Source organism: Mesorhizobium sp. P2_C4, assembly GCF_056404575.1.
The window spans coordinates 62,919-82,677 of the sequence record NZ_JBFUDT010000010.1 but is presented as its reverse complement, the minus strand read 5'-3'; the positions used below and the strand labels follow the sequence as shown (position 1 = coordinate 82,677).

Genomic DNA, 19,759 nt, shown 5'->3' with positions numbered 1-19,759 from the left:
TGAAAGAAGTCAATTGCGCGTCGACCTGTTTTGCCTCCAGGCCCGAACAGGGCCGCAGTCACGTTAGCCCGAACTACTTAACTTTGACTTGCCATAGCGCCTGAAAAATTTCGAGACCTGCTGCACAAGCATGCAATTATCGATGTTTTGCATGCATCCGCTGGGGTTTGAGCCTGATTGCCGGTACCTTGTCCTTAAAGGATCGGCGATGTCGCGTTCGGCCCAAGAAGCGCTGCGACAAGGTCGGCGACCAGGAGCGGCAGCACTTCGAAAGCATAGCCGGCATGCAGCCTTTCGAGCGGTGTGTGATAGTCACGCCCCCATGGGCCGGCATTGATTGTTGGAATGTTGCCGACGCCGTGTTTGTCCGGCCAGCGCACGGCGGCCTGCCACATCGGCGTGTTGCGGGCGACGACCGCGATGTCGCCTTCGTCTGCCTCGCCAAGGAAGCTCATGTCGGAAATGCCGGCGAAATAGTCGGTGCAGCCGACCGCGACGCCATAGCGGGCCTGCGCGCCGGCGGCGGTCGCCAACGCAATGGCCCGCAGCCTTGCGGCGGCCGGGCTGTCTGACAAATTGGTCGGCAGATAAGGGATCGAGCCGAACCCGGTGACGACAGCCGGGCCGGGCAGCCGGCTGACACGCCACGCCTGCTCGGTCATCTCTAGGCATTGTTCGGGCAGCGACAGTCCGCTGGCGGTGAGCGAAACGCCGGTCGCCTGCAATTCTGCCCGGTTGCCGGGATTGACCCGCCCCGCCTCCGCTTCCACCTGTTCGTAGCGATGGATCGGGATCGCCGTGCCCAGCGCGTTGGCGGAACCGGCATGGCCGGACTGGGCGATGCGCTGGCGCAACTGGTCGAAATGGGATGACGCTGCCTCCCGGCAAAGCCGGTCGAAACGCTCCAGCACGTCGGCCGGCGTGCGGCGATAGTTCAGCACGTTGAAGGTAACGAACGCCGTCGCCGGTGTCGTCACGTCATAGCCGGACTTGCCGTCGCGCATGCTGAGCAGGCTTGGCGGCGTGCCCGGTAGGGAGGCTTGCGCATCGGTCAATTCCCATGCCCATTCGACGCGCGCCGCGATTGCCGCGGCCAGCGTTGCCGCGTTGATGCCGTTCAGCGGAAAGCCGCTATGGGCCGGAATGCCGACGACGAAAGCCGTCGGCAGCACCTTGCCGACGGTGCCGAGCGCGATGATGCGGCCCTCGCTGCCGTCGCCGTCATCGGCGATGGCATCGAGATTGATCGCGGCGACGAAATCGAGGTCGCGTTCCCCGGCAATCCGCGGCAGTTCCTGTGCCGCACGCCGCGCGCCGGCGGAATTGTTTTCTTCATCCGGGACAGCAAGGAACAAGAGGTTGCCGGTTTTGACGACGGCTTCGCAGAAAGCCGCACTTGCCGCCAGCCCGGCGGCGAGACCAGCCTTCATGTCGAGCAGGCCGCGCCCCGGCAGGAAATCCTGCGTCGAAAAGTCGGCCTTGGCCCGCATGGCAGCCGGTGTATCGGCACGTTCAGCCAGTCTTTTTCGCAAGCCGTCCAGCAGCCGCTCGGGATCGGTCGCCACCGGCCGCAGATCGCCATAGTCGTCGATCGACACCGTGTCGTAGTGGCCGGTGAGAATGACCGTGCCGCGACCGCTGCCGCGCATCAACATTGCCACGCATTGCCGCGGATCGCCGTCGGCTACCGGGATCGTCCAGATCTCGGCGCCGTCAAAGACCGGATCGCCGCGCAACCTTGCTGCAAGCCATGGTCCGAACGCGGCTTCGCCGGGCGTCCCGGTGACGCTCTGCTGCAGGGTCAATGTCGTGGCCCAGTTCCTGGCGCGGCTGGACAATCGTTGGGCCCGGTCGATGCTGCGTCTCCAGCCTGAATGTCTTTTCGCGAAGTTTGAAGTCAAAGCCGCGAAAGTTCAAGGCGCCCGATCCCGTCGGCGATCGCCTTCGCCTGGATGCGGGCGTTGGCGAAACAGCCGCGAATGCTCGGCCGCATGCCGGTGAACCACAGGCCGGGCAGTTTCGGGTCGTTGCCGGCGCCGTTGAACAGCGGCACGCCCTTGCCGTCGAGCACGCCGAGCTTGCCGACCATGGTCTCGAGCCCGGTGCGGTAGCCGGTCGCGGCGATGACGATATCGGGTTGGATCAGCATGCCGTTGTCGAGGATAACGCCGTCGCGGGTGAATTCCCGAATTTGTGGCACGACGATGATCTTGCCGGCCTTGATGGCGTCAACGGCGCCGTCGTCGGAGGCGATCGCCGTATAGTCCGAGGTGAGCCGGCTTGCCCCGCCCGAAAGCGCTGGCGGCAAGCCGAATTTGCTGAGATCGCCGAAGACCAGCCGCTGCGTCGCCGCCATCACGGCATCGGCGAGCCTGAGCGGCAGGCGCGCCAGGAGTGGCGAGAACCGGTGGACGGCGATCTGGCCTATGCGCTTGGGCAACAAAGCGGGGCCGTGTCGCGCCGACAGCCAGATCTGTGCGGTGTTGGCGCTCGCCAGGTGATTGAGCGCGTCGAAGCCGGAGTTGCCGGCGCCGACCACCAGCACTCGTCTGCCGGCATAGTCCTCGGCCGCGCCGAAATCGGTCGAATGGATGATCCGCCCGGCAAAATCCTTCATGCCTTTCCACTGCGGAAGGAACGGCTCCCGGTCGCGCCCGGTGGCGATCACCACGTGGCGTGCCAGTCGCGGCCCGCCGCTGGTTCGCACCAGCCAGTGGTCGCCGTCGAAGACGACCTCCTCGACCGCGACGCCGAACTCGACCGGCAGCCGGTGCATTGCGCTGAACGTGTTCAGATGGCGGATGACGGCGGTCCTGTGTGGGAAGGCCGGGGTGTCGGCGGGAAAGGTGACGCCGGGCAGTGCCGAGAGATCGCGATGCGTGTTGAGGTGCAGGTTTTCGTGCCGCCGGTGCCAGGGCTCGGCAAGCCGGTTTTCCCGCTCGAGCACGATCGTCGGCAGGCCGGCCTTGATCAGCGCCTGGGCCGCTGTCAGTCCGGCTGCGCCGGCGCCGATCACGATCACGCCATCAAAAATCGCTTGCTGGTCGGTTAGGGCGTGCAAGATACCCGCTTCCAGGTCTGTGTTTGTCGCCGCCATCACCATAGCCTTGATTGGCACGCCAGTGTATCTGGCCGATGCCGCTTGGCGAAGGTGCGGGATGCGCCGCCGTTGCAAAGCCTTGCCGCCGGGATCATTGCACAGTATTGACGGAAACAAGGTGGCGCAGCCGCCTTGACCCAGCAACGAGGTGCCCATGTCCGCGCGCATTTTCAGCCCAGCCAAAACCGCGATGCAGTCAGGCAAGGCCAAGACCGGCCACTGGGTGCTGGAATTCGATCCGGAATCGCGCAAGAAGATCGACCCGCTGATGGGCTATACGACCTCCGGCGACATGAGAAGCCAGATCAGGCTGACCTTCGACACCAGGGAAGAAGCGGTGGCTTATGCCGAAAAGGAAGGGCTCGCCTTCCGCGTCGAAGAGCCGAAGGAAACCAAGCGCCGCCAGATTTCCTATGCGGAGAATTTCCGCTATGACCGCAGGACGCCCTGGACGCATTGACCGGCATCGCCGTGCGGCGCCAGCGCCAAAGGAAAGATCAGCCGGTCCCTGGGCCGGCCCCAGCGGTCCCGTAGCTCAGCTGGACAGAGCACCGGCCTTCTAAGCCGATGGTCACAGGTTCGAATCCTGTCGGGATCGCCATATATTTCAATGGCTTGGCTCAGGCGTCGTCAAAAGTTCCAACGTCTTCCCCTGTTTTCCGCGAGCTCGAAGTGGACGTCTGCACCCTTCTTGCGTGCTGCCCTGAAAGGCAGGCCGCCGGCGGAAATCGTTATGGTCTTGTAGAAGGAACGCAGTGCTGGTAGACTTTGGTCTGATACTTGATAAGACTTTAGTCTGATTGTGCCGATGGGGCGAGACCGACGAAACCATCGCAACGGTGAATCCAGAGGTCTGCTGGCGCCATGGCGTCATGCGAGCGCGAAAGCATAGGAAATCGATGATCTCGAAAGAACTTATCGCCAATGCCGATACTGCCGCAGCCTTTCTCAACTTGATGGGAAACGAAAAGCGGCTCTTGATCATGAACCATCTGGCCGCCGGCGAACGTTCGGTCGGCGTTCTTGCAGAGCAAGTCCAGCTCAGCCAATCGGCCTTGTCGCAGCATCTTGCCAAGCTCCGGGCCTTCGGCCTTGTCGACGCCCGTCGCGACGGCCAGATGGTCTATTATTCCTCCTCATCCGGTGCGGCGCGCGAACTGCTTGCGATGCTGGATGGCTTTCTGGTGACGGAAACACCGCTCTGGGGGCAGGCTCCGCGCTACGTCGCCGAAAGGCTGCGCCAGGCGAAAGCAGCCTGAGACCAGGCATCGGCCTGATTGGGTGGCCGGCCTCAAGGCCGGACTTCACTGTCGCTAACGCGCGAAGTCGAATTCGGCGCCATCTCGGCGCTGATCGCCAGTATTTTCATCGATTTTGCGCCCCTCCAGCGTTGGGCTTCAATACCGGCCAGACCGAACATCGTTGGGCGCCAACATAGGCGCAACGCGGTCCGCGTCGAACTTGCGCGACATCTAATATAGGCGCACAGTTCAAAGCGGGCGGAGGGAGAACGGCTCATAAGCAAATCGGGAGGAAACCATGAACAGCATGAGCCTCACCACGCTTGACCGCGGCAAGACGACCGTCGACGCCGCAGCACTTGAAGCGCTTTCGGCGCAATTGCGCGGCACAGTCCTTCAGCAGAGCGATGCCGCTTACGACGAAGCCCGCACCGTCTGGAATGCCACGGTCGACCGGCGGCCCGGGCTGATTGTGTGTTGCGTCGGCGCTTCCGACGTCATCAGTGCCGTGAATTTCGCCCGGGAAAACAGGCTTCTCGTTTCCGTACGCGGCGGCGGCCACAACATTGCCGGCAGTGCCGTTTGCGATGGCGGCGTGATGATCGACCTTTCGGCGATGAAGTCGGTGCGGGTCGATGTCGCAGCGCGGCGGGCATGGGTCGGGCCCGGCGCCACGCTGGTCGATGTCGACCGGGAAACGCAGGCCTTTGGCCTTGTGGTGCCGACGGGTATCAACTCGACCACAGGCATATCAGGCTTGACGCTGGGCGGCGGCTTCGGCTGGATCACCCGCAAATTCGGCCTGACCATCGACAATCTTGTTTCAGCCGATGTGGTTACCGCCGATGGCAAGTTGCTGCGCGCCAGCCAGAAGGACAATCCGGACCTGTTCTGGGCGCTGCGCGGCGGCGGCGGCAATTTCGGCATCGTCACTGCGTTCGAGTTCCAGCTCCACCAGATGGGTCCGCAGGTTCTGTCGGGGCTCGTCGTCCATCCCTTCGCCGACGCCGAAAAGGTGCTGCGCGACTATCGCAAGGCGCTTGAAACCGCGCCCGACGAACTGACCTGCTGGGTGGTCATGCGGCAGGCGCCGCCGCTGCCCTTCCTGCCGGCCGAGTGGCATGGCAAGGAGGTGCTGGTTCTGGCCATGTGCTATTGCGGCGACATCCAGGCGGGCGAAAAGGCGACGCAAAAGCTTCGCGCCATCGGCACGCCGATTGCGGACGTCGTCGGCCCCAACCCGTTCACCGGCTGGCAGCAGGCCTTCGACCCGCTACTGGCGCCCGGCGCCCGCAACTATTGGAAGAGCCATGACCTGACCGAGCTTTCCGACGGCGCGATTGGCGTCACCACCGCGGCGATTACCAGGCTTCCCGGCCCCGAATGCGAAGTCTTCTTCGGCCATGTCGGTGGTGCGGCAGGCCGCGTCAAAGCAGATGCAACGGCGTTTCCGCAGCGCAGCTCGCACTTCGTCATGAATGTCCACGCCCGCTGGCGCGAACCGGCTATGGACAAGGCCTGCATCGACTGGGCTCGCGGTATCTACGAGGCCACCAAGCCCTATGCCGCCGGCACGGCTTACGTGAACTTCATGCCGGAGGATGAGGTCGATCGGGTCGAAGCGGCCTATGGCGGCAACTATCGCCGGCTTCTGGAAATCAAGCAGCGCTACGACCCGCAGAACCTGTTCCGCATGAACCAGAATCTGCGGCCGAAAGAAGGCCTGCGCGCCGCTTGAGGCGGCAAGCGTGTCCCGGACCGGAGATTTGCGCGAGCGAATATCGCAACCGATTTTGCCGCAATGAGCTTCGGTTCGGAACGCCCCGTGGCCGGCAATCGAATGACCCGCCGGGCCTTGATCCTCGCGTCATCGGCACGGCTGGCGAAGCCTTCCGAGCCGATGGTCGCAGCTTCGATCCTGTCTGGATTCCATTAACCCCGGGACCGATTTTTGGCTTGAACGAGGCCTGTTTCATTGGCACCCTTGGCCGATGCGAGCGAGGGGCAGGCCCCAATGCCAGACAGCCAGTTCAACATCGACGCTTGGCTTTCCCGTATCGGATACGACGGGTCGCGCGAGCCGACGTTGGAAACACTCAAGGCGGTGGTGACCGCGCACGCGACGGCCATTGCCTACGAGAGCATCGACGTTCTTCTGGATATCCCTCCCGCTCTCGATCCCGTCTCGCTGCAGGCCAAGATCATTTCTGGCGGACGAGGCGGTTACTGTTTTGAACAGAACATGCTCTTTCGCGCCGGCTTGCTGGCGCTCGGATACAAGGTGACAAGCCTTCAAGCTCGCGTGGTGCGCGGATTGGAGATCGATGCGCCTCGACCCATGCTGCACATGGTTTTGCGGGTGGAACTGCCGGAGGGCTCGTTCCTCGCGGACGTCGGGTTTGGAAATCTTGCGCCGACAACCGCTCTGAAGCTCTTTACGCAGGAAGAGCAGGAGACACCCCACGAGGTCATGCGGTTTTTGGAGATGGGGGATGAGCTAGTGCTGCAGTCCAAGCTGGGCACCGGATGGGAGCATATCTACAGGGTTGTCTTCCTGCCTCGTGTCGATGCCGAGTACGAGATTTGCAACTGGTTCACCGCCAGTCATCCGCAGAGCCCATACCTCAACAACCTGATCGCTGCGCGTCCCGGACCAAATAGGATGCGATTGACCCTGTTTAACTCGCGCTTCAATAGGCGATACCCATCAGGTGAGGTAGAACGGCTTACGATCACCGGCATCGAGGGGTTTCGCGATGTGCTTGCGAACGAGTTTGGTCTCCATCTTTCCGAAACCAATTTGCAAACGGCGCTCGCTCATATGGAACAACGAGGGACGCGCGGCGCGCCTCATCCGTTCTTCGCTTAGCGTGGCGCATCTCGACGACATCATTTACCCCACGGATTTCCGGAACTGACGATGCTCGATTCAGAAAAAGCCAAAGCCGCGTCGCAGTTGTTGGTTCGTCACTGGGACAACGGTACCCGTCTCGACGCCATACCCCAGGCGTTGCGGCCACAAACGCGGATCGAAGGTTACGCCATCCAGTCGCATGTGACGGATCGCTCGGTGGCGCCGCTTTTCGGCTGGAAGATTGCCGCAACCAGTCTGGCCGGACAAAGGCACATCAACGTCGACGGTCCGATGGCCGGGCGTCTGCTGGCCGAAAAAGCGGTTGAGGTCGGCGGCACCGTTTCCCTGGCGACGAGCAAGATGCGCGTGGCCGAGATCGAATTTGCGTTCCGTTTCGGCCGCCAGCTGCCGCCTCGTCCAGAACCCTATGAAATCGCTGAGGTGATGGATGCCGTGGCGAGCTTGCACCCGGCGATCGAGATACCGGACTCGCGATATGACGATTTCTGCGCTGTCGGGGCGGCGCAGCTCATCGCCGACAACGCCTGCGCCAATCTGTTTGTCATCGGCGAGGCGACGGATGACGATTGGCGCGACGTGGATCTTGCCAAGCACCCCGTGGTGGCTTCCGTTTCCGGAAAGTCGCAGCATCAGGGAAACGGGGCAGCAGTACTGGGCGATCCGCGTATCGCGCTCACCTGGATCGTCAATGAACTGTCGGGCCTTGGCATAGCCCTGCAGCCGGGACAGGTGGTGATAACCGGCACCTGCGTGACGCCGATAAGCGTCGAGGCCGGCGACGAGGTCATCGGCGATCTGGGCAGGTTTGGCCGCGTCTCGGTGCGGTTTGTCTAGTGCTCGGCGGCCTCTTGCCGGCACTATCGAGATCGGGAATATAGTCCTTCGTTGCGGCTACCTAGAGAAGTCTGGATTTGGGGGATCAATCATGGGGCTGGAGGAAGTCTGGCGAATCCGGGAAAAGGAAATCTATCCGACCCTCTTCGGAGGAGAGCAACGCGGCATCTTCACGCTTTCGCCTGAGTTGTTTGCGCGTAAATTCGGCCTCAAGGAGATCGATTCCACGTGGCCATTCTACGGTGTGTTTGAATTCGGCCCGACGCAACAAAGGCCATACTGGCTCTATGTGACTTCAGGCCATTCAAATCCGTGGGACCAGGAAGACGATGCCTACGATCCAAGCGCACAGTCGGGAGCCGGGATTGAGTTTATCCTTGCCACCACCGAGCGCGGCGACTGGGCAATCCGCTGCCTGCAAAACCTGCTGGCTTACGACTTGCTTCTGAGCGCCGGTTATTTCGAAGGCCGTGAGCCACTGGCAGAAGGTAATAGAATTCCACTCGGATCGCCGATCGACGGAAAGGAAAACTGCCTGATCAGAAACGTGATCCTTTCGCGCGCCAGTTCCCTTCCGTCCGATTTCAATTTGCCCTCAGGGCAGGTCGGGTTCCTGACCTTTACCGGTGTCACAGACCGCGAAAGAGACTTCGCAAAGGAGAATAGCACCGACGCTCTCACCAATCGGCTGCAGCCACTTGGTTTCTTTCCGGTGACTGATCCGCACCGAGCATCCATCATCTAGTCGAAGGATTCGTTGCGGCGGCCCTCAATGTCCTCCACGCTGCCTGACCACCACACTTCGCACCGCCAATACCAGCACGGTGATGATGATCAGGATCACCGACAGCGCCGCGATCGCCGGGTCGATGTTGTCGCGCAGGCCCATCCACATCAGCCGGGGCAAGGTGATGGCGTTGACCGAGGTGATGAACAGCGTGACGCCGATCTCTTCCCAGGACAAGACGAAGGATAGAAGTGCGGCGGTGATGATGCCGAACTTGATGTTGGGCATGATGATGCGCGTGGCGCGCTCCCACACCGTGGCGCCGAGGCCGCGCGCGGCAAGGTCGATGCGGCGGTCGAGCTGGCTGAGCGACACCAGGATCAGCACCGTGGCGAAAGGCACCGTCATCACCGCATGCGCCATGGCGACACCGAGCCAGGTGTCGTAGCCGAAGAACGAGCTGAAACCCGAAATCGAGGTCAACAGGAAGTAGAGCGTGATCGCCGAGACGACAGGCGGCACCACCATCGGCAACAGCACGAAGCCGACCAGCGCCGCCGTGAAGCGCGGCTGGAACATCCACACACCAAGGCTGAAGCACAGCGCCAGCACGGTTGAAAAGGCGCTGCTGACGATGCCGATGCGGATCGAGAGCAGGATCGCGTCGATCCAGCGCGGATCCTCTATCAGCGCCCGATAGTGGCGCAGCGACAACTCCCCTGATGGCATCGCCAGCATGCGGCTCGGTGTCAGCGACACCGGGATGACGGCAAGCAGAGGCATCAGCAGGAACAGCGCGACGAAGGCGGCGATAACAAGCGAGGCGGGACCGGGGCGATAGGTCGGCATCAGATCAACTGCTTCGGTCTGACGTAGCGGAACAGAAGCGCCATCAGCGCGCCGACGAACAGCACCAGTACGACGCTGATCGCCGCACCCAGGCCCCAGTCAGGGCTCTGGAAAATCCTGAGATAGATCAGTTCGGCGATCATGACGCTGCGGCCGCCGCCGAGAATCGCTGGCGTGACGAAGAAGCCCAGCGAAAACACGAACACGATCATCGCCGAGCCGATGATGCCGGAACGGGTCATCGGCACGAACACCGACCAGAAGGTGCGCATGCGGCTGGAACCCAGCCCGCGCGCCGCCAAAAGCACACGGTCGTCGAGGCTGCGCATGGCCGATGCCAGCGGGAAGACGGCGAAGGGAATGAGGAAATGCGTCATGCCGACGATGACGCCGAATTCGTTGCGCACAAGCGCCAGCGGTTCGGAGATGAAGCCGATCGCCTGCAGCCAGGTGTTGATCAGGCCGCGATTGGACAACAGCGCCACCCAGCCGAAGGCGCGTGTCAGCACCGAGATCCAGAACGGCACCAGGATGCAGAATTCGGCGATCACGCGCTGCACCGGCGTGCCACGCACCCAAACCACGGTGATGGCATAGGCAGCGGTGACCGAAATGATTGTGACGATGGCCGCGATGCGCAGCGTGCGGATAAACACCGACTGCACCAGCTCGTCGGTGGCGAGCGCGCCATACTGGCCTAGTCCTGGCGTCGGCAGCGTAAAGCTCCATTTGACGACGCCGAGGAACGGCCAGGCATAGGCCAAAACCAGAAACAGGAGCAGCGGCGCCATCAACAGCGCCGCGCCCATCCTGTCGGAGAGATAACCTCTCATCTTCGCCCTTATCAGGCGGAGATGATCTTGGTGTATTCGTCGAGCGCCGGACCGTAGTTCTTGGCGTACCAGTCCATGTCGAGCGCGATCTGCTTCTTCATGTTCTCGGGATCGACCGGGTTGATGCGCTTCTTGTCGGCAGGGATCAACGCGTCGGCGGCCGGATTAGCCGGGCCCTGGCCGAGCTTGTCGAACATCACCAGCTGCTTTGCCGGATCCTGGGCGCTGGCGATGAACTTCATCGCTGCGTCCTTGCCGCCGGGATTGCCCTTGAGCACGGCGAGCGCGCCGGGCGAGATCAGGCCCTGGTCCCAGATGAACTTGATCTTGCCGCCCGAGTCCTGCTCGATCAGCGAGGCGCGGGTCGACCAGACGATGGCCATAGAGGCTTCGCCGTTGAGCAGCACGCTCTGGCTCTCGGCGCCGCCGCCCCAATAGGCGACAACGTTTTCCTTGAAGGCGGCGATCTTGTCATGCGCGCGCTTGAGGTCGAGCGGGTAGAGCGAGGCCGGCGCGATGCCGTCGGCCAGCAGCGCCGCTTCCCAGCTCGACACGCCCCATTTGTAGAGCGAGCGTTTTCCCGGGAATTTCTTCACGTCGAAGAAGTCGGCCATGCCGGTCGGCGCGTCCTTGCCATATTTCTCGGAATCGTAGGCGATGACATAGGAGAAGAAATAGGTCGAGGCGGCGTATTCCCAGCCAAAGCCCTCGCGCATCTTCTTCTTGTCAACGATGGCGTAGTCGATCGGCTCCAGCATGCCTTGGGCGCCGAGCGTGATGGCCGAGAACGGATCGACGTCGACGAGGTCCCAGGTCGGCGCGCCGCTCTTGAACTGTGCGGCGATGGCGCCTTCGGTCGGGCCTGAGCCATCCATCTTGACGGCAATGCCGGTGTCCTTGGTGAAGGCCTGGCCATAGGCTGCGTCATAGGCGGTGATGGCGTCGCCGCCCCAGTTCACCAGCACCAGTTCCTTGGCTTGCGCAAAGGCGCCCGTCGAGCGCAGCAGCATCGGCGTGCCGGCCAGCACCAGTGCGGCGAGCTGGGTGAATTGCCGGCGTGAGATCTCGCCGCGCACGGCCCTGGCGGACAGCGCCTCGATAGAGTTTTTCTTGGTTTCATTTGTCATGTCAGTTCCCCTTTTTTTGTTGGTGGTTCAGATAGTTGGCGCGAACCTTCGAATCATCGCTCGAAGGCTCGCCACTCAAGTCGTCATCTCCCGTCCGGAAGCAGGAAACCCTTTTCCGCCGGCCAGGTCAGCCAGACGGAATTGCCCTTGCTGAGTGCCGCGGCGGCGACCTCGTTCGGCACCGAGACCGTCACCTTGGCACCTTGCTTGGTGGTCAGGTCGAGCCTCGTCGCAGCCCCGAGATAGGTCGAGGCGATGGCGGTGGCGGCAATGCCGTTCTCGCCCACGGTCGCTTCACGCGCGATCGACATGTATTCGGGGCGGATCGCCAGGATGGCGTCGCCACGGACTTTCTCGGCCTTGCAGTGCATGGAGACCGCGCGGTCTTCGCACAGGCCCGTCGAGCCATTGTCGGCGGGCTTGACGCCCTTCAGCGGCAGCATGTTGATCTCGCCGAGGAATTCGGCGACGAAGCGGTTGTCCGGCCGGTCGTAGACCTCGTCCGGCGCGCCGACCTGCAGCAGTTTGCCGTGGTTGAAGATGGCGACACGCGACGACAGCGCCAGCGCCTCGCTCTGGTCGTGGGTGACGAAGACGAAGGTGGTGCCGCTCTCCTGGTGCAGCCGCTTCATCTCGGCCTGCATCTGGCCGCGCAGCCCCTTGTCCAGCGCCGAGAACGGTTCGTCGAGCAAGAGCACGCCGGGCTCGAACACCAAAGCACGCGCCAGCGCCACGCGCTGCTGCTGGCCGCCGGACAATTGCGCCGGCAGTTTCTTCTCGTGGCCGACCAGCCCGACGCGTTCGATCATCTCGCCGACGCGCCGCTTGATCTCGGCCGCCGGTTTCTTGCGCACCTTGAGCGGAAAGGCGATGTTCTGTTCGACGCTCATATGCGGGAATAGCGCATAGCCCTGGAACACCATGCCGGCGGCGCGCTGCTCGGCCGGCCGGTCGGTGATGTCGACACCGTCGCTGTAGAGACGGCCATCGCTCGGCTGGACGAAGCCAGCAAGGATCATCAGAAAGGTGGTTTTGCCCGAACCGGAGGGGCCGAGCAGCGTCAGGAACTCGCCGCGGCCGATATTCAGCGACAGATTGTCCAGCGCACGGAACGAGCCAAAGCTCTTGCCGATCCCGATTGCCTTGATCTCTGCGGCCCGGCCGGGTTGCTGCATCCTGCCCTTTCCCTGACGTAGAATGAAATCGTAGGGCAGGGCGCGGCCTCACCGCAACCGAATAGTTTTCGCTTGATCGGCAAATTTGATTCACGGGTGGCGGGTTTTGGGTGGGTGTCCCTTGCTTCGAGGACGCGCTGAAAGTTTGCGTATTTCTACAATCGGTTTTCCGCCATTGCCCATAGGTTGGTCACATCAACGCAGCCGAGAAACCACTGCGGAAACGCCGAGAATTTTCACAGGAGAATACGTCCATGGCCACCCCGACCCCCTTCACCGTCGCCATCCCTGAATCGCAGCTCGCCGACCTCAAGTTTCGGCTTGAGCATACGCGCTGGCCGGATGAGCCCGCGGATGCCGGCTGGATGCTCGGTACAAATCTTGCCTACATGAAGCGGCTGACCGACCATTGGATCAATGGTTATGACTGGCGCAAGGCCGAGGCGGCGATAAACGCCCTCAACAATTTCAAGGTCGACATCGATGGAGTCGAACTCCACTTCGTGCATCACCCTTCGAAGAAGAAGGATGCAACGCCGTTGCTTCTGCTGCATGGCTGGCCTGATACCTTCTACCGCTACCACAAGGTGATCGAGCCGCTATCGGAGGATTTTCAAGTCGTCGTTCCATCTATCCCGGGAACCGGTTTCTCCGGCAAGACCGCGCTGGCGATGGACAAGGTCACGGACATCTTCGCAAAGCTCATGACGAATGTGCTTGGCTATGGAAAATTCATCGCTGCCGGCGGCGATGGAGGTTCCGTGATTGCCATGTCGCTGGCCCAGCGGCATCCGGAAAAGCTTTTGGGTTACCATGTCACGGATGTCGGCTATCCCGACCACACGACTGATTTCGCCTCGCTGAGCCAGCCGGAGCAGGCCTATGCCGGTGCCATTCAGCGATGGTTCTTCGCGCATGGCGCGTTCAATCTCGTGCACGCCACCAAGCCGCAAAGTCTGGCCTTCGCCATGAATGATTCCCCTGTCGGTCTCGCCGCATGGATCATGAGCTTCATGGCCGGCATGGGGTTGGGAGACGATGCGGATGCGCGGTTCGGACGTGACGAATTGCTCACCAACATCATGATCACCTGGTTGACCGAAACAGCGGCCTCATCGTTTCGCATCTATAACAAGAACGCCATGCAGCCGCCAACCATCACGGGGCTGGACACCAAGGTTCCGGTCGCCGTGGCGACCGAGGCGCCAATCCCGGGCGGCGTGCGGCTGCCGCGCGAATGGGCGGAGCGTCAGACCTCCGGTAACGTCGTTCAGTTCCACGACATGGAGACCGCCGGCCATTTCGCGGCCTGGGAGGATCCGGCGTTTTATGCCGGCGACATCAGGCGGTTTGCGGCGCTTCTCAACAAATAACGCGCGGTTTCGTGCTCGCCGGGGCAAGCCTGTCTTGCCCCGGTGTTCAGATTTTATGGACCAGGGCGAGATCAGAGGGCAGATGCCCCATGATTTTCTTGATGGATTTGATCATGTGCGGTTGGTCGGTGTAGCCGAGATCAGCTGCAACAGCGGCTGAATTGTCGCCCAGTTTCAACCGCCTTACAGCCTCCTGCGCCCGCCTGATCAGTTGAAAATACTTCTGGGTTATCCCGGTCGTCTTCTTGAAATGTTGCTGAACCGAGCGTCGCGAGGCGGCCTTGGGCTTCCCGGTGAATGCCTTGGCGACCAGGTCATTGGATTGCAGTAGATGTGCCGCAACCATCATCTCGGTGAGATCCTCGGCATTGCCGAAGGTCGGCAATGGAAGTTCAACGCCGTCAAGCACGAAGACCTCGCCCTCAACCGGCAAAAACCGTATCGCAGCACCGATTCTAACCTCCTTGTCCGTCGTCAGGTAGACATGGGCCGCAAAGGATATGACCACCGAATGTTCGCCGGCGCGGTAGGGAACATCGACCGGCTCGGTGGCCTGCCCGCTCAGGAAGATCGTCGGTTGCCCATCGGGAGAGACACTCAGGATCAGATCCCAGGAGCCATCGGGAGTCGCTTTGTAGACCCCATCCTCCAGGCAGACCGTCTGCCAAACCCTGTCGATCCAGGGATGGGGCGAGGAGCGATGCGTATGTTTCTGCGTCATGCCTGTCAGCGCGTTGAAATACGTTCGAGATTGCTCTGCCGATCTGCATCCGCCGCCATAGTCCCGGCCGGCGTCAATACGGCTCGACCCTGTTCTCCGACAGCTTCGACCTCAGCCACGCCCCGAACGCCACCAGCACCGGATGGCTCGCCTTGGCATGCTCCGAAACCAGGAAATACGACCGCGGCGATTTGATCGCGATGTCGAAGGGGCGCACCAGCCGGCCTTCGCTCAGCGCCCGGCGGCTGGTCAGTTCGTCGCCCATGGCGATGCCTTGGCCGGCGATCGCCGCCGAGAAGACGAGGTTCATGTCCGAGAAGAAGATGCCGCCTTCGGTGTCGGGGTTCTCGACCCTGGACAGCGCCAGCCAGCGCGCCCAGTCCTCGGTGTCGCCGAGATGCAGGAGATTGGCGCGCAGCACGTCGGCCGGCTTGGCAAAGCCGCCGACCTTGTTGAGCAGAGTAGGGCTGCAGAGCGGCGTGAAGGAAATCTCGCACAACAGCTCGGCCGCCCGGTTCGGCCAGTTGCCGACGCCGAAGGCGATGAAGGCGTCGGCGTCCGGATTGCTGACGTCTTCGAGCCGCCTGGGCGTCAGTATGTGCAACGCGACATCGGGATACATCTGCCGGAACTCGCCGATATGCGTGCACAGGAACAGCGAGGCGAAGCCCGGCGTGCAGGAGACGCTGAACGAGCCGCCGACGCCGGTGCCGGCATGGCGCGTCACCGCATCGCCCAGCACGGTGAGCGCTTTGCGCACGTCGCTGGCGTAGCGCTGGCCGCGCGGCGTCAGCGCCACACCCTTGCCGATGCGCTCCAGCAGGTCGAAGCCGAGGTCGCGTTCCAGCAGCCGCAACTGATGACTGACCGCGCTGCGGGTCAGGTGCAGTTCGTCGGCGGCCCGCCACACGCTGCCGTGGCGGGCGAAGCTGTCGAGGGCGCGCAGCGCTTGAGTGGAGGGTATTCGCAAGAGGCCTCAGGTGAACCGAATTTGCAGGAACCGGGAAAACATATCACTTTTTGGCAGGCCGCTTCACTGCTTTCTTCTCTCGCCATGGAGAAAGCGGTCACCACATCGGCACAAGCAACCGCGCTTGCCTGTCTGGATGGCATCCAGCCGTCGCTGTCGGCGTGGACGCGCACCATCTTCGATTTCGGCGAGACCGCCTGGCGAGAATACCAATCCGCTGCTTGGTATGTCGAACGGCTGAAGCGCGAGGGCTTTTCGGTCGAGGAAGGCTCCGGCGGCATGCCGACCGCCTTTTGCGCCCATTGGACCAACGGCCCCGGTCCGACCGTCGGCCTCTACGCCGAATATGACGCGGTGCCCGGCAATTGCCAGGATGCGGCAACGGTGAAACGGCCGCGTCCGGGCCTCGGCGTCGAGGCCGGCGGCCACACCGATCCGCATTCGGGGCTCGGCATTGCCAGCCTTGGCGGTCTGCTGGCAACCAAGGCGGCGATGCAGCGCCACGGTATTGCGGGCACGCTGCGCTTCACTGGCGAGCCGGCGGAGAAGGTGCGCGGATCGAAGCCGATTCATGCGGCAAAAGGCTATTATGACGGCCTTGCCGGCATGATCTCCTTCCATCCCTTCTACATGCTGCCGCTCTGCAATACGGCGCGCTGGGACACGCATTGCGGTGCCGCCTACGCGATGATCTACCGCTTTGTTTGCGACGAACCCGAAAATTGGGTTCGCGCAAGCGATGGCGCACCCATCCCGCAGGCGCACTCGGCGGTGAGGGCGCCGGGCGCCAACGACGCATTGATGATGATGTACATGGCGTCAAAAGCACTGCGCGATTCCATGCTGCCGCATCAGGGCGGCTGGTCGATCAGCGAGGCGATCCTGACCGCCGGCCAGGCGACTGCCGACAATCTGCCGGCTGGGCTGGCCGAGATCCAGTACATGATCCGCGTGCCGACGCTTGCCATGGCCGAGCAGGTCACATCAGTGCTCGACCGTAATGCCGAGGCCGCCGCCGCGATGAGCGGCTGCCGGTACGAGCGGCACTGGGTGTCGAAATCGCGGCCAGGGCTGGCCAACCATGCCATGGCAACGATTGCCTACGAAGCGCTGTCGACAGTCGGCCCGCCGCGCTGGGACGACACAGCCAAGGCGGTTGCGCGCGAAATTCAGGTCAATGCCGGTGGGGTGGCGACCGAGGAACCGTTCATCGCCGAGCTGGAGCGGCTGATTGCGCCGCAGGACGCCGAAGCGCTGCTGCGCCGCGACCTGCCGCCGTCGCAGCTCAATTCGACCTCCGACGACTACACCGACATGTCGTGGCATACGCCAACGGCCCGGTTCTATGTCGCCCGTCCGGCGCTGCGTTCGGAGAATGGCCATGCCTACCCGTCCTGGGCGATGAATGCGCTGGGCGGCATTCCCGCCACAATCGATCCGATGGTTGCCTGCGCCTCACGCACGATCGTGCTCGCAGCCTTGCGCCTGTTCGAGGACAAGGCCGCCCGCGACGCGGCGATGGATGAATTCGTCGCCCGCACCGGCGGCGGCATTGGCGGCACCAACTGGATCGCGCCGCTTTGCGACTACGAGCCGCCGATTGGATTTCGCTGGCCGGAATATGTCACAACACAGCGCGGGCGCGACTGGTGGATCCCGAGCAATCAATCATCCCAAACCGCCCTATGAGGAGAACCCCATGACCGTTCATGACCGCATCGTCGCCGAGCCGTTTTCGCTGCAGCGCCGCAACCCGGCCGGCGGCACCAAGCCGCTGACATCATGGGGTTTTGCCAACGAGACCGATGTGCTGACCGATGTCTTGCTCGGCTCGCCGAATTTCCTGCGCCACCTCTCGACCAGCTCACTGTCCAGGAAACATCTGCGCGAAGCGCCCTGCAACGTCCAGATTGCGCAGGCGCAGCACAAGGACCTTGTCGCCGCCTACGAGCATTTCGGCGTCAACATCCATTGGCACGAGCCGACGCCGGAACTGCCGATGCAGGTCTATTCCCGCGATTCCAGTGTCATGACACCCTACGGGGCCTTCATCACCGCCATGGCCAACTGGTGGCGGCGGGGTGAGAATTATGCCGCCATCCGCACCTACGAAAAACTCGGCATTCCGATCTACGACATGGTCACCGCAGGCACCTTCGAGGGCGGCGACTTCAACGTCATCGAGGAGGGCGTCGTGCTGATCGGCTGCGGCGGCGCCCGCACGCAGGAAGAAGGTGCCCGTCAGGTGCAAGCCTGGTTCGACAAGGAAGGCTGGGAAACTCGCATCGCCTTCATCGACGAATACTATGTCCATATCGACCTGATGGTGGTGCCGATTGCGGAAAAACTGACCGCGGTCTGCCTCGCCTGCACCGAGCCCGGCATCGTCGACTGGCTGAAGGGCAAGGGCCACGAGATCATCGACGTGCCCTTCCAGGACACGATGGCGCTCGGCTGCAACTTCATGTCGCTGGGCAAGGACAGGGTGATCGCGCCGACGTCGAGCCAGACGCTGATCGGCCAGCTCAAGGCGCGCGGCTTCGAGGTGGCGGCGATCGACATGAGCGAGATCTCGAAAACCGGCGGCGGCATCCACTGCATGGCGCAGGCGCTGAAGCGCGAGCCGGCCTGAGGTAGCTTCCGACCTCCGGCACATTGACACAATGCCGTCAGAGGGCGAGACTCGGCATATTCGAGGAGAGAATCTATGAAAAGAACCTACGAAAAGCCTGAGCTGCGCAAGGCGGGAAAGCTCGGATCGCTTGCCGCCGGCGGCGCATCGAAGGTGCCTTGAGCGTAACCTGAGGGCACGGGTGCCAGTTTAAGCGGCACACTGTTCGGAGTTGACCTCGCCGGGTTTGAACGGCGGGGCTTTTTCGTATCGACGGTCGGCCCGCTGGGTCCCGCAAAATCGACCATCATTGAATCTTTTGCCGGAACTTTGAGTGACAGCTCGAGCAATCCTGCAGGATGAGGTGCAGGAGATGCTCCGCCGGCAGCTTGGCGGGATCGGCTTGCACGGCACCCGGCCGCTTGCCGAGCAAGCTGCCGCCGCCCATCACCAGACCGGAACCCATTCTCATCTCGTCGGTGATGCCGGCCGGCGCCTGCCCGGCCTTTGTGGCCAGAGCGCTCGCCAGCGTCCCGATGTGACGGGCCAGCGCCTCGAACTCCGGCCGGGCCTGATCTATCTCCAGCCTGGCGCCCGAAGGCGCGCCCAGCGAGGCGCCGGGGAATTCGGCAATGAGGGCAGGACCGGTGCGGGCGCGGATGGTTTCCGCCGCCGCCTTGAAGGCCGCGGCGTCATAGGCTTGTCTGCCGTCGAACATCCCGGCGATCGTCTTGGCGGCTGCCGCCATCTCCTTCATCGAGGCTTGGCGGTCAAGGACGATCGCCTCGCCGCCGGCAGCGGCGCCAGCCACGGCAGCGCAGGCAAACGCCAGCATCGCGGCGATGGCAACAGGCCTCACTGAACCTGGCCGGCCAGTTCGTCGATGATCGGGCAGTCCGGCCGCTCGTCGCCATGACAGTGCTCGACCAGATGATGCAGCAGGTGCCGCAGTCCTGTCAGCTCGGCGATCTTCCTGTCGATCTCCACCAGTTTGGCTTGCGCGACCGCCTTCACATCGGCGCTCTCGCGGTCCTTGTCGTGATAGAGCGACAGCAACTGGCGGCATTCGTCGACCGAAAACCCCAGACTGCGCGAGCGCTGCAGGAAGCGCAGCCGGTGGACGTCCGCCGCAGAGTAATCACGATAGCCATTGTCTGTCCGGGCCGGGCGCAGAAGGCCGATGTCCTCGTAGTAACGTATCGTCTTCGAAGGCAGGCCGGATTTTTCGGATGCGAGGCCGATGTTCATGGCTGGAGATCTCCTTTGCCCAGGAGATTAGACCTTCCAGCCACTGGAAGGTCAATACGCTGCCGCTACGTCACA

The 19,759-nt window shown here is 62.7% G+C and carries 19 protein-coding genes and 1 tRNA gene; 10 read left to right on the top strand and 10 right to left on the bottom strand.

What is annotated here, in order from left to right:
- Positions 1 to 194: 194 nt before the first annotated feature.
- Positions 195 to 1,805 carry a M20/M25/M40 family metallo-hydrolase gene (locus AC1DX6_RS27745; RefSeq protein WP_477319296.1) on the bottom strand — a complete coding sequence of 537 codons (1,611 nt, stop codon included), beginning with the start codon at positions 1,803 to 1,805 and terminating at the stop codon, positions 195 to 197.
- A gap of 92 nt (positions 1,806 to 1,897) precedes the next feature.
- Positions 1,898 to 3,097, bottom strand: coding sequence for a flavin-containing monooxygenase (locus tag AC1DX6_RS27740; RefSeq protein ID WP_477319294.1), 1,200 nt, complete (start codon positions 3,095 to 3,097; stop codon positions 1,898 to 1,900).
- A 157-nt stretch (positions 3,098 to 3,254) separates the two neighbouring features.
- Between AC1DX6_RS27740 and AC1DX6_RS27735 the strand changes: the two genes are divergently transcribed.
- The 7 genes from AC1DX6_RS27735 (at position 3,255) to AC1DX6_RS27705 (ending at position 8,795) form a co-directional block, all read left to right on the top strand.
- The gene (locus AC1DX6_RS27735) at positions 3,255 to 3,560 is read left to right on the top strand and encodes an ETC complex I subunit (protein WP_477248127.1); all 306 of its coding nucleotides are present in this window, start codon (positions 3,255 to 3,257) and stop codon (positions 3,558 to 3,560) included.
- 64 nt (positions 3,561 to 3,624) lie between these two features.
- Positions 3,625 to 3,701: transfer RNA gene (locus AC1DX6_RS27730), tRNA-Arg, on the top strand.
- 298 nt (positions 3,702 to 3,999) lie between these two features.
- Complete coding sequence (locus AC1DX6_RS27725; protein ID WP_477319292.1) at positions 4,000 to 4,359, top strand: ArsR/SmtB family transcription factor; 360 nt, start codon at positions 4,000 to 4,002, stop codon at positions 4,357 to 4,359.
- Between the two features lie 280 nt (positions 4,360 to 4,639).
- A complete protein-coding gene (locus tag AC1DX6_RS27720) occupies positions 4,640 to 6,079 on the top strand; it encodes an FAD-binding oxidoreductase (protein WP_477319290.1) in 1,440 nt (479 codons plus the stop codon).
- Positions 6,080 to 6,355: 276 nt separating this feature from the next.
- The gene (locus AC1DX6_RS27715) at positions 6,356 to 7,210 is read left to right on the top strand and encodes an arylamine N-acetyltransferase family protein (protein WP_477319288.1); all 855 of its coding nucleotides are present in this window, start codon (positions 6,356 to 6,358) and stop codon (positions 7,208 to 7,210) included.
- Between the two features lie 51 nt (positions 7,211 to 7,261).
- Positions 7,262 to 8,050, top strand: a complete 789-nt coding sequence (locus tag AC1DX6_RS27710; protein WP_477319286.1) for a 2-keto-4-pentenoate hydratase — start codon at positions 7,262 to 7,264, stop codon at positions 8,048 to 8,050.
- A gap of 91 nt (positions 8,051 to 8,141) precedes the next feature.
- A complete protein-coding gene (locus AC1DX6_RS27705; RefSeq protein ID WP_477319284.1) occupies positions 8,142 to 8,795 on the top strand; it encodes a suppressor of fused domain protein in 654 nt (217 codons plus the stop codon).
- A 24-nt stretch (positions 8,796 to 8,819) separates the two neighbouring features.
- On the opposite strand, the gene AC1DX6_RS27700 is transcribed toward AC1DX6_RS27705, so the two are convergent.
- The 4 genes from AC1DX6_RS27700 to AC1DX6_RS27685 form a co-directional block, all read right to left on the bottom strand.
- A complete protein-coding gene (locus AC1DX6_RS27700) occupies positions 8,820 to 9,626 on the bottom strand; it encodes an ABC transporter permease (protein ID WP_477319282.1) in 807 nt (268 codons plus the stop codon).
- Complete coding sequence (locus AC1DX6_RS27695; RefSeq protein WP_477319280.1) at positions 9,626 to 10,459, bottom strand: ABC transporter permease; 834 nt, start codon at positions 10,457 to 10,459, stop codon at positions 9,626 to 9,628. Before AC1DX6_RS27695 ends, AC1DX6_RS27700 begins: the two co-directional genes overlap by 1 nt.
- A gap of 11 nt (positions 10,460 to 10,470) precedes the next feature.
- A complete protein-coding gene (locus AC1DX6_RS27690) occupies positions 10,471 to 11,586 on the bottom strand; it encodes an ABC transporter substrate-binding protein (protein ID WP_477319278.1) in 1,116 nt (371 codons plus the stop codon).
- An 83-nt stretch (positions 11,587 to 11,669) separates the two neighbouring features.
- Complete coding sequence (locus AC1DX6_RS27685; protein ID WP_477319276.1) at positions 11,670 to 12,761, bottom strand: ABC transporter ATP-binding protein; 1,092 nt, start codon at positions 12,759 to 12,761, stop codon at positions 11,670 to 11,672.
- A gap of 254 nt (positions 12,762 to 13,015) precedes the next feature.
- Here AC1DX6_RS27685 and AC1DX6_RS27680 point away from each other — a divergent pair, with 254 nt between their 5' ends.
- Positions 13,016 to 14,134: an epoxide hydrolase family protein gene (locus AC1DX6_RS27680; RefSeq protein WP_477319274.1), complete on the top strand. Its 1,119-nt coding sequence runs from the start codon at positions 13,016 to 13,018 to the stop codon at positions 14,132 to 14,134.
- A gap of 46 nt (positions 14,135 to 14,180) precedes the next feature.
- Here AC1DX6_RS27680 and AC1DX6_RS27675 read toward each other — a convergent pair whose 3' ends face one another.
- Entirely contained in the window at positions 14,181 to 14,855 is a 675-nt protein-coding gene (locus tag AC1DX6_RS27675; RefSeq protein ID WP_477319272.1) for a helix-turn-helix transcriptional regulator, read from the bottom strand.
- A 73-nt stretch (positions 14,856 to 14,928) separates the two neighbouring features.
- Positions 14,929 to 15,825 (bottom strand): LysR substrate-binding domain-containing protein, encoded by an 897-nt coding sequence (locus tag AC1DX6_RS27670; protein WP_477319270.1) that lies wholly within the window; start codon positions 15,823 to 15,825, stop codon positions 14,929 to 14,931.
- 84 nt (positions 15,826 to 15,909) lie between these two features.
- On the opposite strand from AC1DX6_RS27670, the gene AC1DX6_RS27665 reads away from it, so the two are divergent.
- Positions 15,910 to 17,514 carry a zinc-binding metallopeptidase family protein gene (locus AC1DX6_RS27665; protein ID WP_477319268.1) on the top strand — a complete coding sequence of 535 codons (1,605 nt, stop codon included), beginning with the start codon at positions 15,910 to 15,912 and terminating at the stop codon, positions 17,512 to 17,514.
- A gap of 10 nt (positions 17,515 to 17,524) precedes the next feature.
- Entirely contained in the window at positions 17,525 to 18,457 is a 933-nt protein-coding gene (locus tag AC1DX6_RS27660) for a dimethylarginine dimethylaminohydrolase family protein (protein WP_477319266.1), read from the top strand.
- Between the two features lie 286 nt (positions 18,458 to 18,743).
- On the opposite strand, the gene AC1DX6_RS27655 is transcribed toward AC1DX6_RS27660, so the two are convergent.
- Together AC1DX6_RS27655 and cueR are read right to left on the bottom strand one after the other, a co-directional pair.
- Positions 18,744 to 19,295, bottom strand: a complete 552-nt coding sequence (locus tag AC1DX6_RS27655) for a cytochrome c (protein WP_477319264.1) — start codon at positions 19,293 to 19,295, stop codon at positions 18,744 to 18,746.
- Positions 19,292 to 19,684, bottom strand: a complete 393-nt coding sequence (gene cueR / locus AC1DX6_RS27650) for a Cu(I)-responsive transcriptional regulator (RefSeq protein WP_477319262.1) — start codon at positions 19,682 to 19,684, stop codon at positions 19,292 to 19,294. The genes AC1DX6_RS27655 and cueR overlap by 4 nt, the downstream gene beginning before the upstream one ends.
- Positions 19,685 to 19,759 lie beyond the last annotated feature (75 nt).

Excerpts from the sequence above, each read along its gene's own strand:
- AC1DX6_RS27720 (WP_477319290.1), top strand. The coding sequence starts at position 4,640 with ATGAACAGCATGAGCCTCACCACGCTTGACCGCGGCAAGACGACCGTC.
- AC1DX6_RS27685 (WP_477319276.1), bottom strand. The coding sequence starts at position 12,761 with ATGCAGCAACCCGGCCGGGCCGCAGAGATCAAGGCAATCGGGATCGGC.
- AC1DX6_RS27710 (WP_477319286.1), top strand. The coding sequence starts at position 7,262 with ATGCTCGATTCAGAAAAAGCCAAAGCCGCGTCGCAGTTGTTGGTTCGT.
- AC1DX6_RS27740 (WP_477319294.1), bottom strand. The coding sequence starts at position 3,097 with ATGGCGGCGACAAACACAGACCTGGAAGCGGGTATCTTGCACGCCCTA.
- AC1DX6_RS27675 (WP_477319272.1), bottom strand. The coding sequence starts at position 14,855 with ATGACGCAGAAACATACGCATCGCTCCTCGCCCCATCCCTGGATCGAC.
- AC1DX6_RS27660 (WP_477319266.1), top strand. The coding sequence starts at position 17,525 with ATGACCGTTCATGACCGCATCGTCGCCGAGCCGTTTTCGCTGCAGCGC.
- AC1DX6_RS27695 (WP_477319280.1), bottom strand. The coding sequence starts at position 10,459 with ATGAGAGGTTATCTCTCCGACAGGATGGGCGCGGCGCTGTTGATGGCG.
- AC1DX6_RS27680 (WP_477319274.1), top strand. The coding sequence starts at position 13,016 with ATGGCCACCCCGACCCCCTTCACCGTCGCCATCCCTGAATCGCAGCTC.
- AC1DX6_RS27725 (WP_477319292.1), top strand. The coding sequence starts at position 4,000 with ATGATCTCGAAAGAACTTATCGCCAATGCCGATACTGCCGCAGCCTTT.
- AC1DX6_RS27705 (WP_477319284.1), top strand. The coding sequence starts at position 8,142 with ATGGGGCTGGAGGAAGTCTGGCGAATCCGGGAAAAGGAAATCTATCCG.
- AC1DX6_RS27690 (WP_477319278.1), bottom strand. The coding sequence starts at position 11,586 with ATGACAAATGAAACCAAGAAAAACTCTATCGAGGCGCTGTCCGCCAGG.
- cueR (WP_477319262.1), bottom strand. The coding sequence starts at position 19,684 with ATGAACATCGGCCTCGCATCCGAAAAATCCGGCCTGCCTTCGAAGACG.
- AC1DX6_RS27715 (WP_477319288.1), top strand. The coding sequence starts at position 6,356 with ATGCCAGACAGCCAGTTCAACATCGACGCTTGGCTTTCCCGTATCGGA.
- AC1DX6_RS27735 (WP_477248127.1), top strand. The coding sequence starts at position 3,255 with ATGTCCGCGCGCATTTTCAGCCCAGCCAAAACCGCGATGCAGTCAGGC.
- AC1DX6_RS27700 (WP_477319282.1), bottom strand. The coding sequence starts at position 9,626 with ATGCCGACCTATCGCCCCGGTCCCGCCTCGCTTGTTATCGCCGCCTTC.
- AC1DX6_RS27665 (WP_477319268.1), top strand. The coding sequence starts at position 15,910 with ATGGAGAAAGCGGTCACCACATCGGCACAAGCAACCGCGCTTGCCTGT.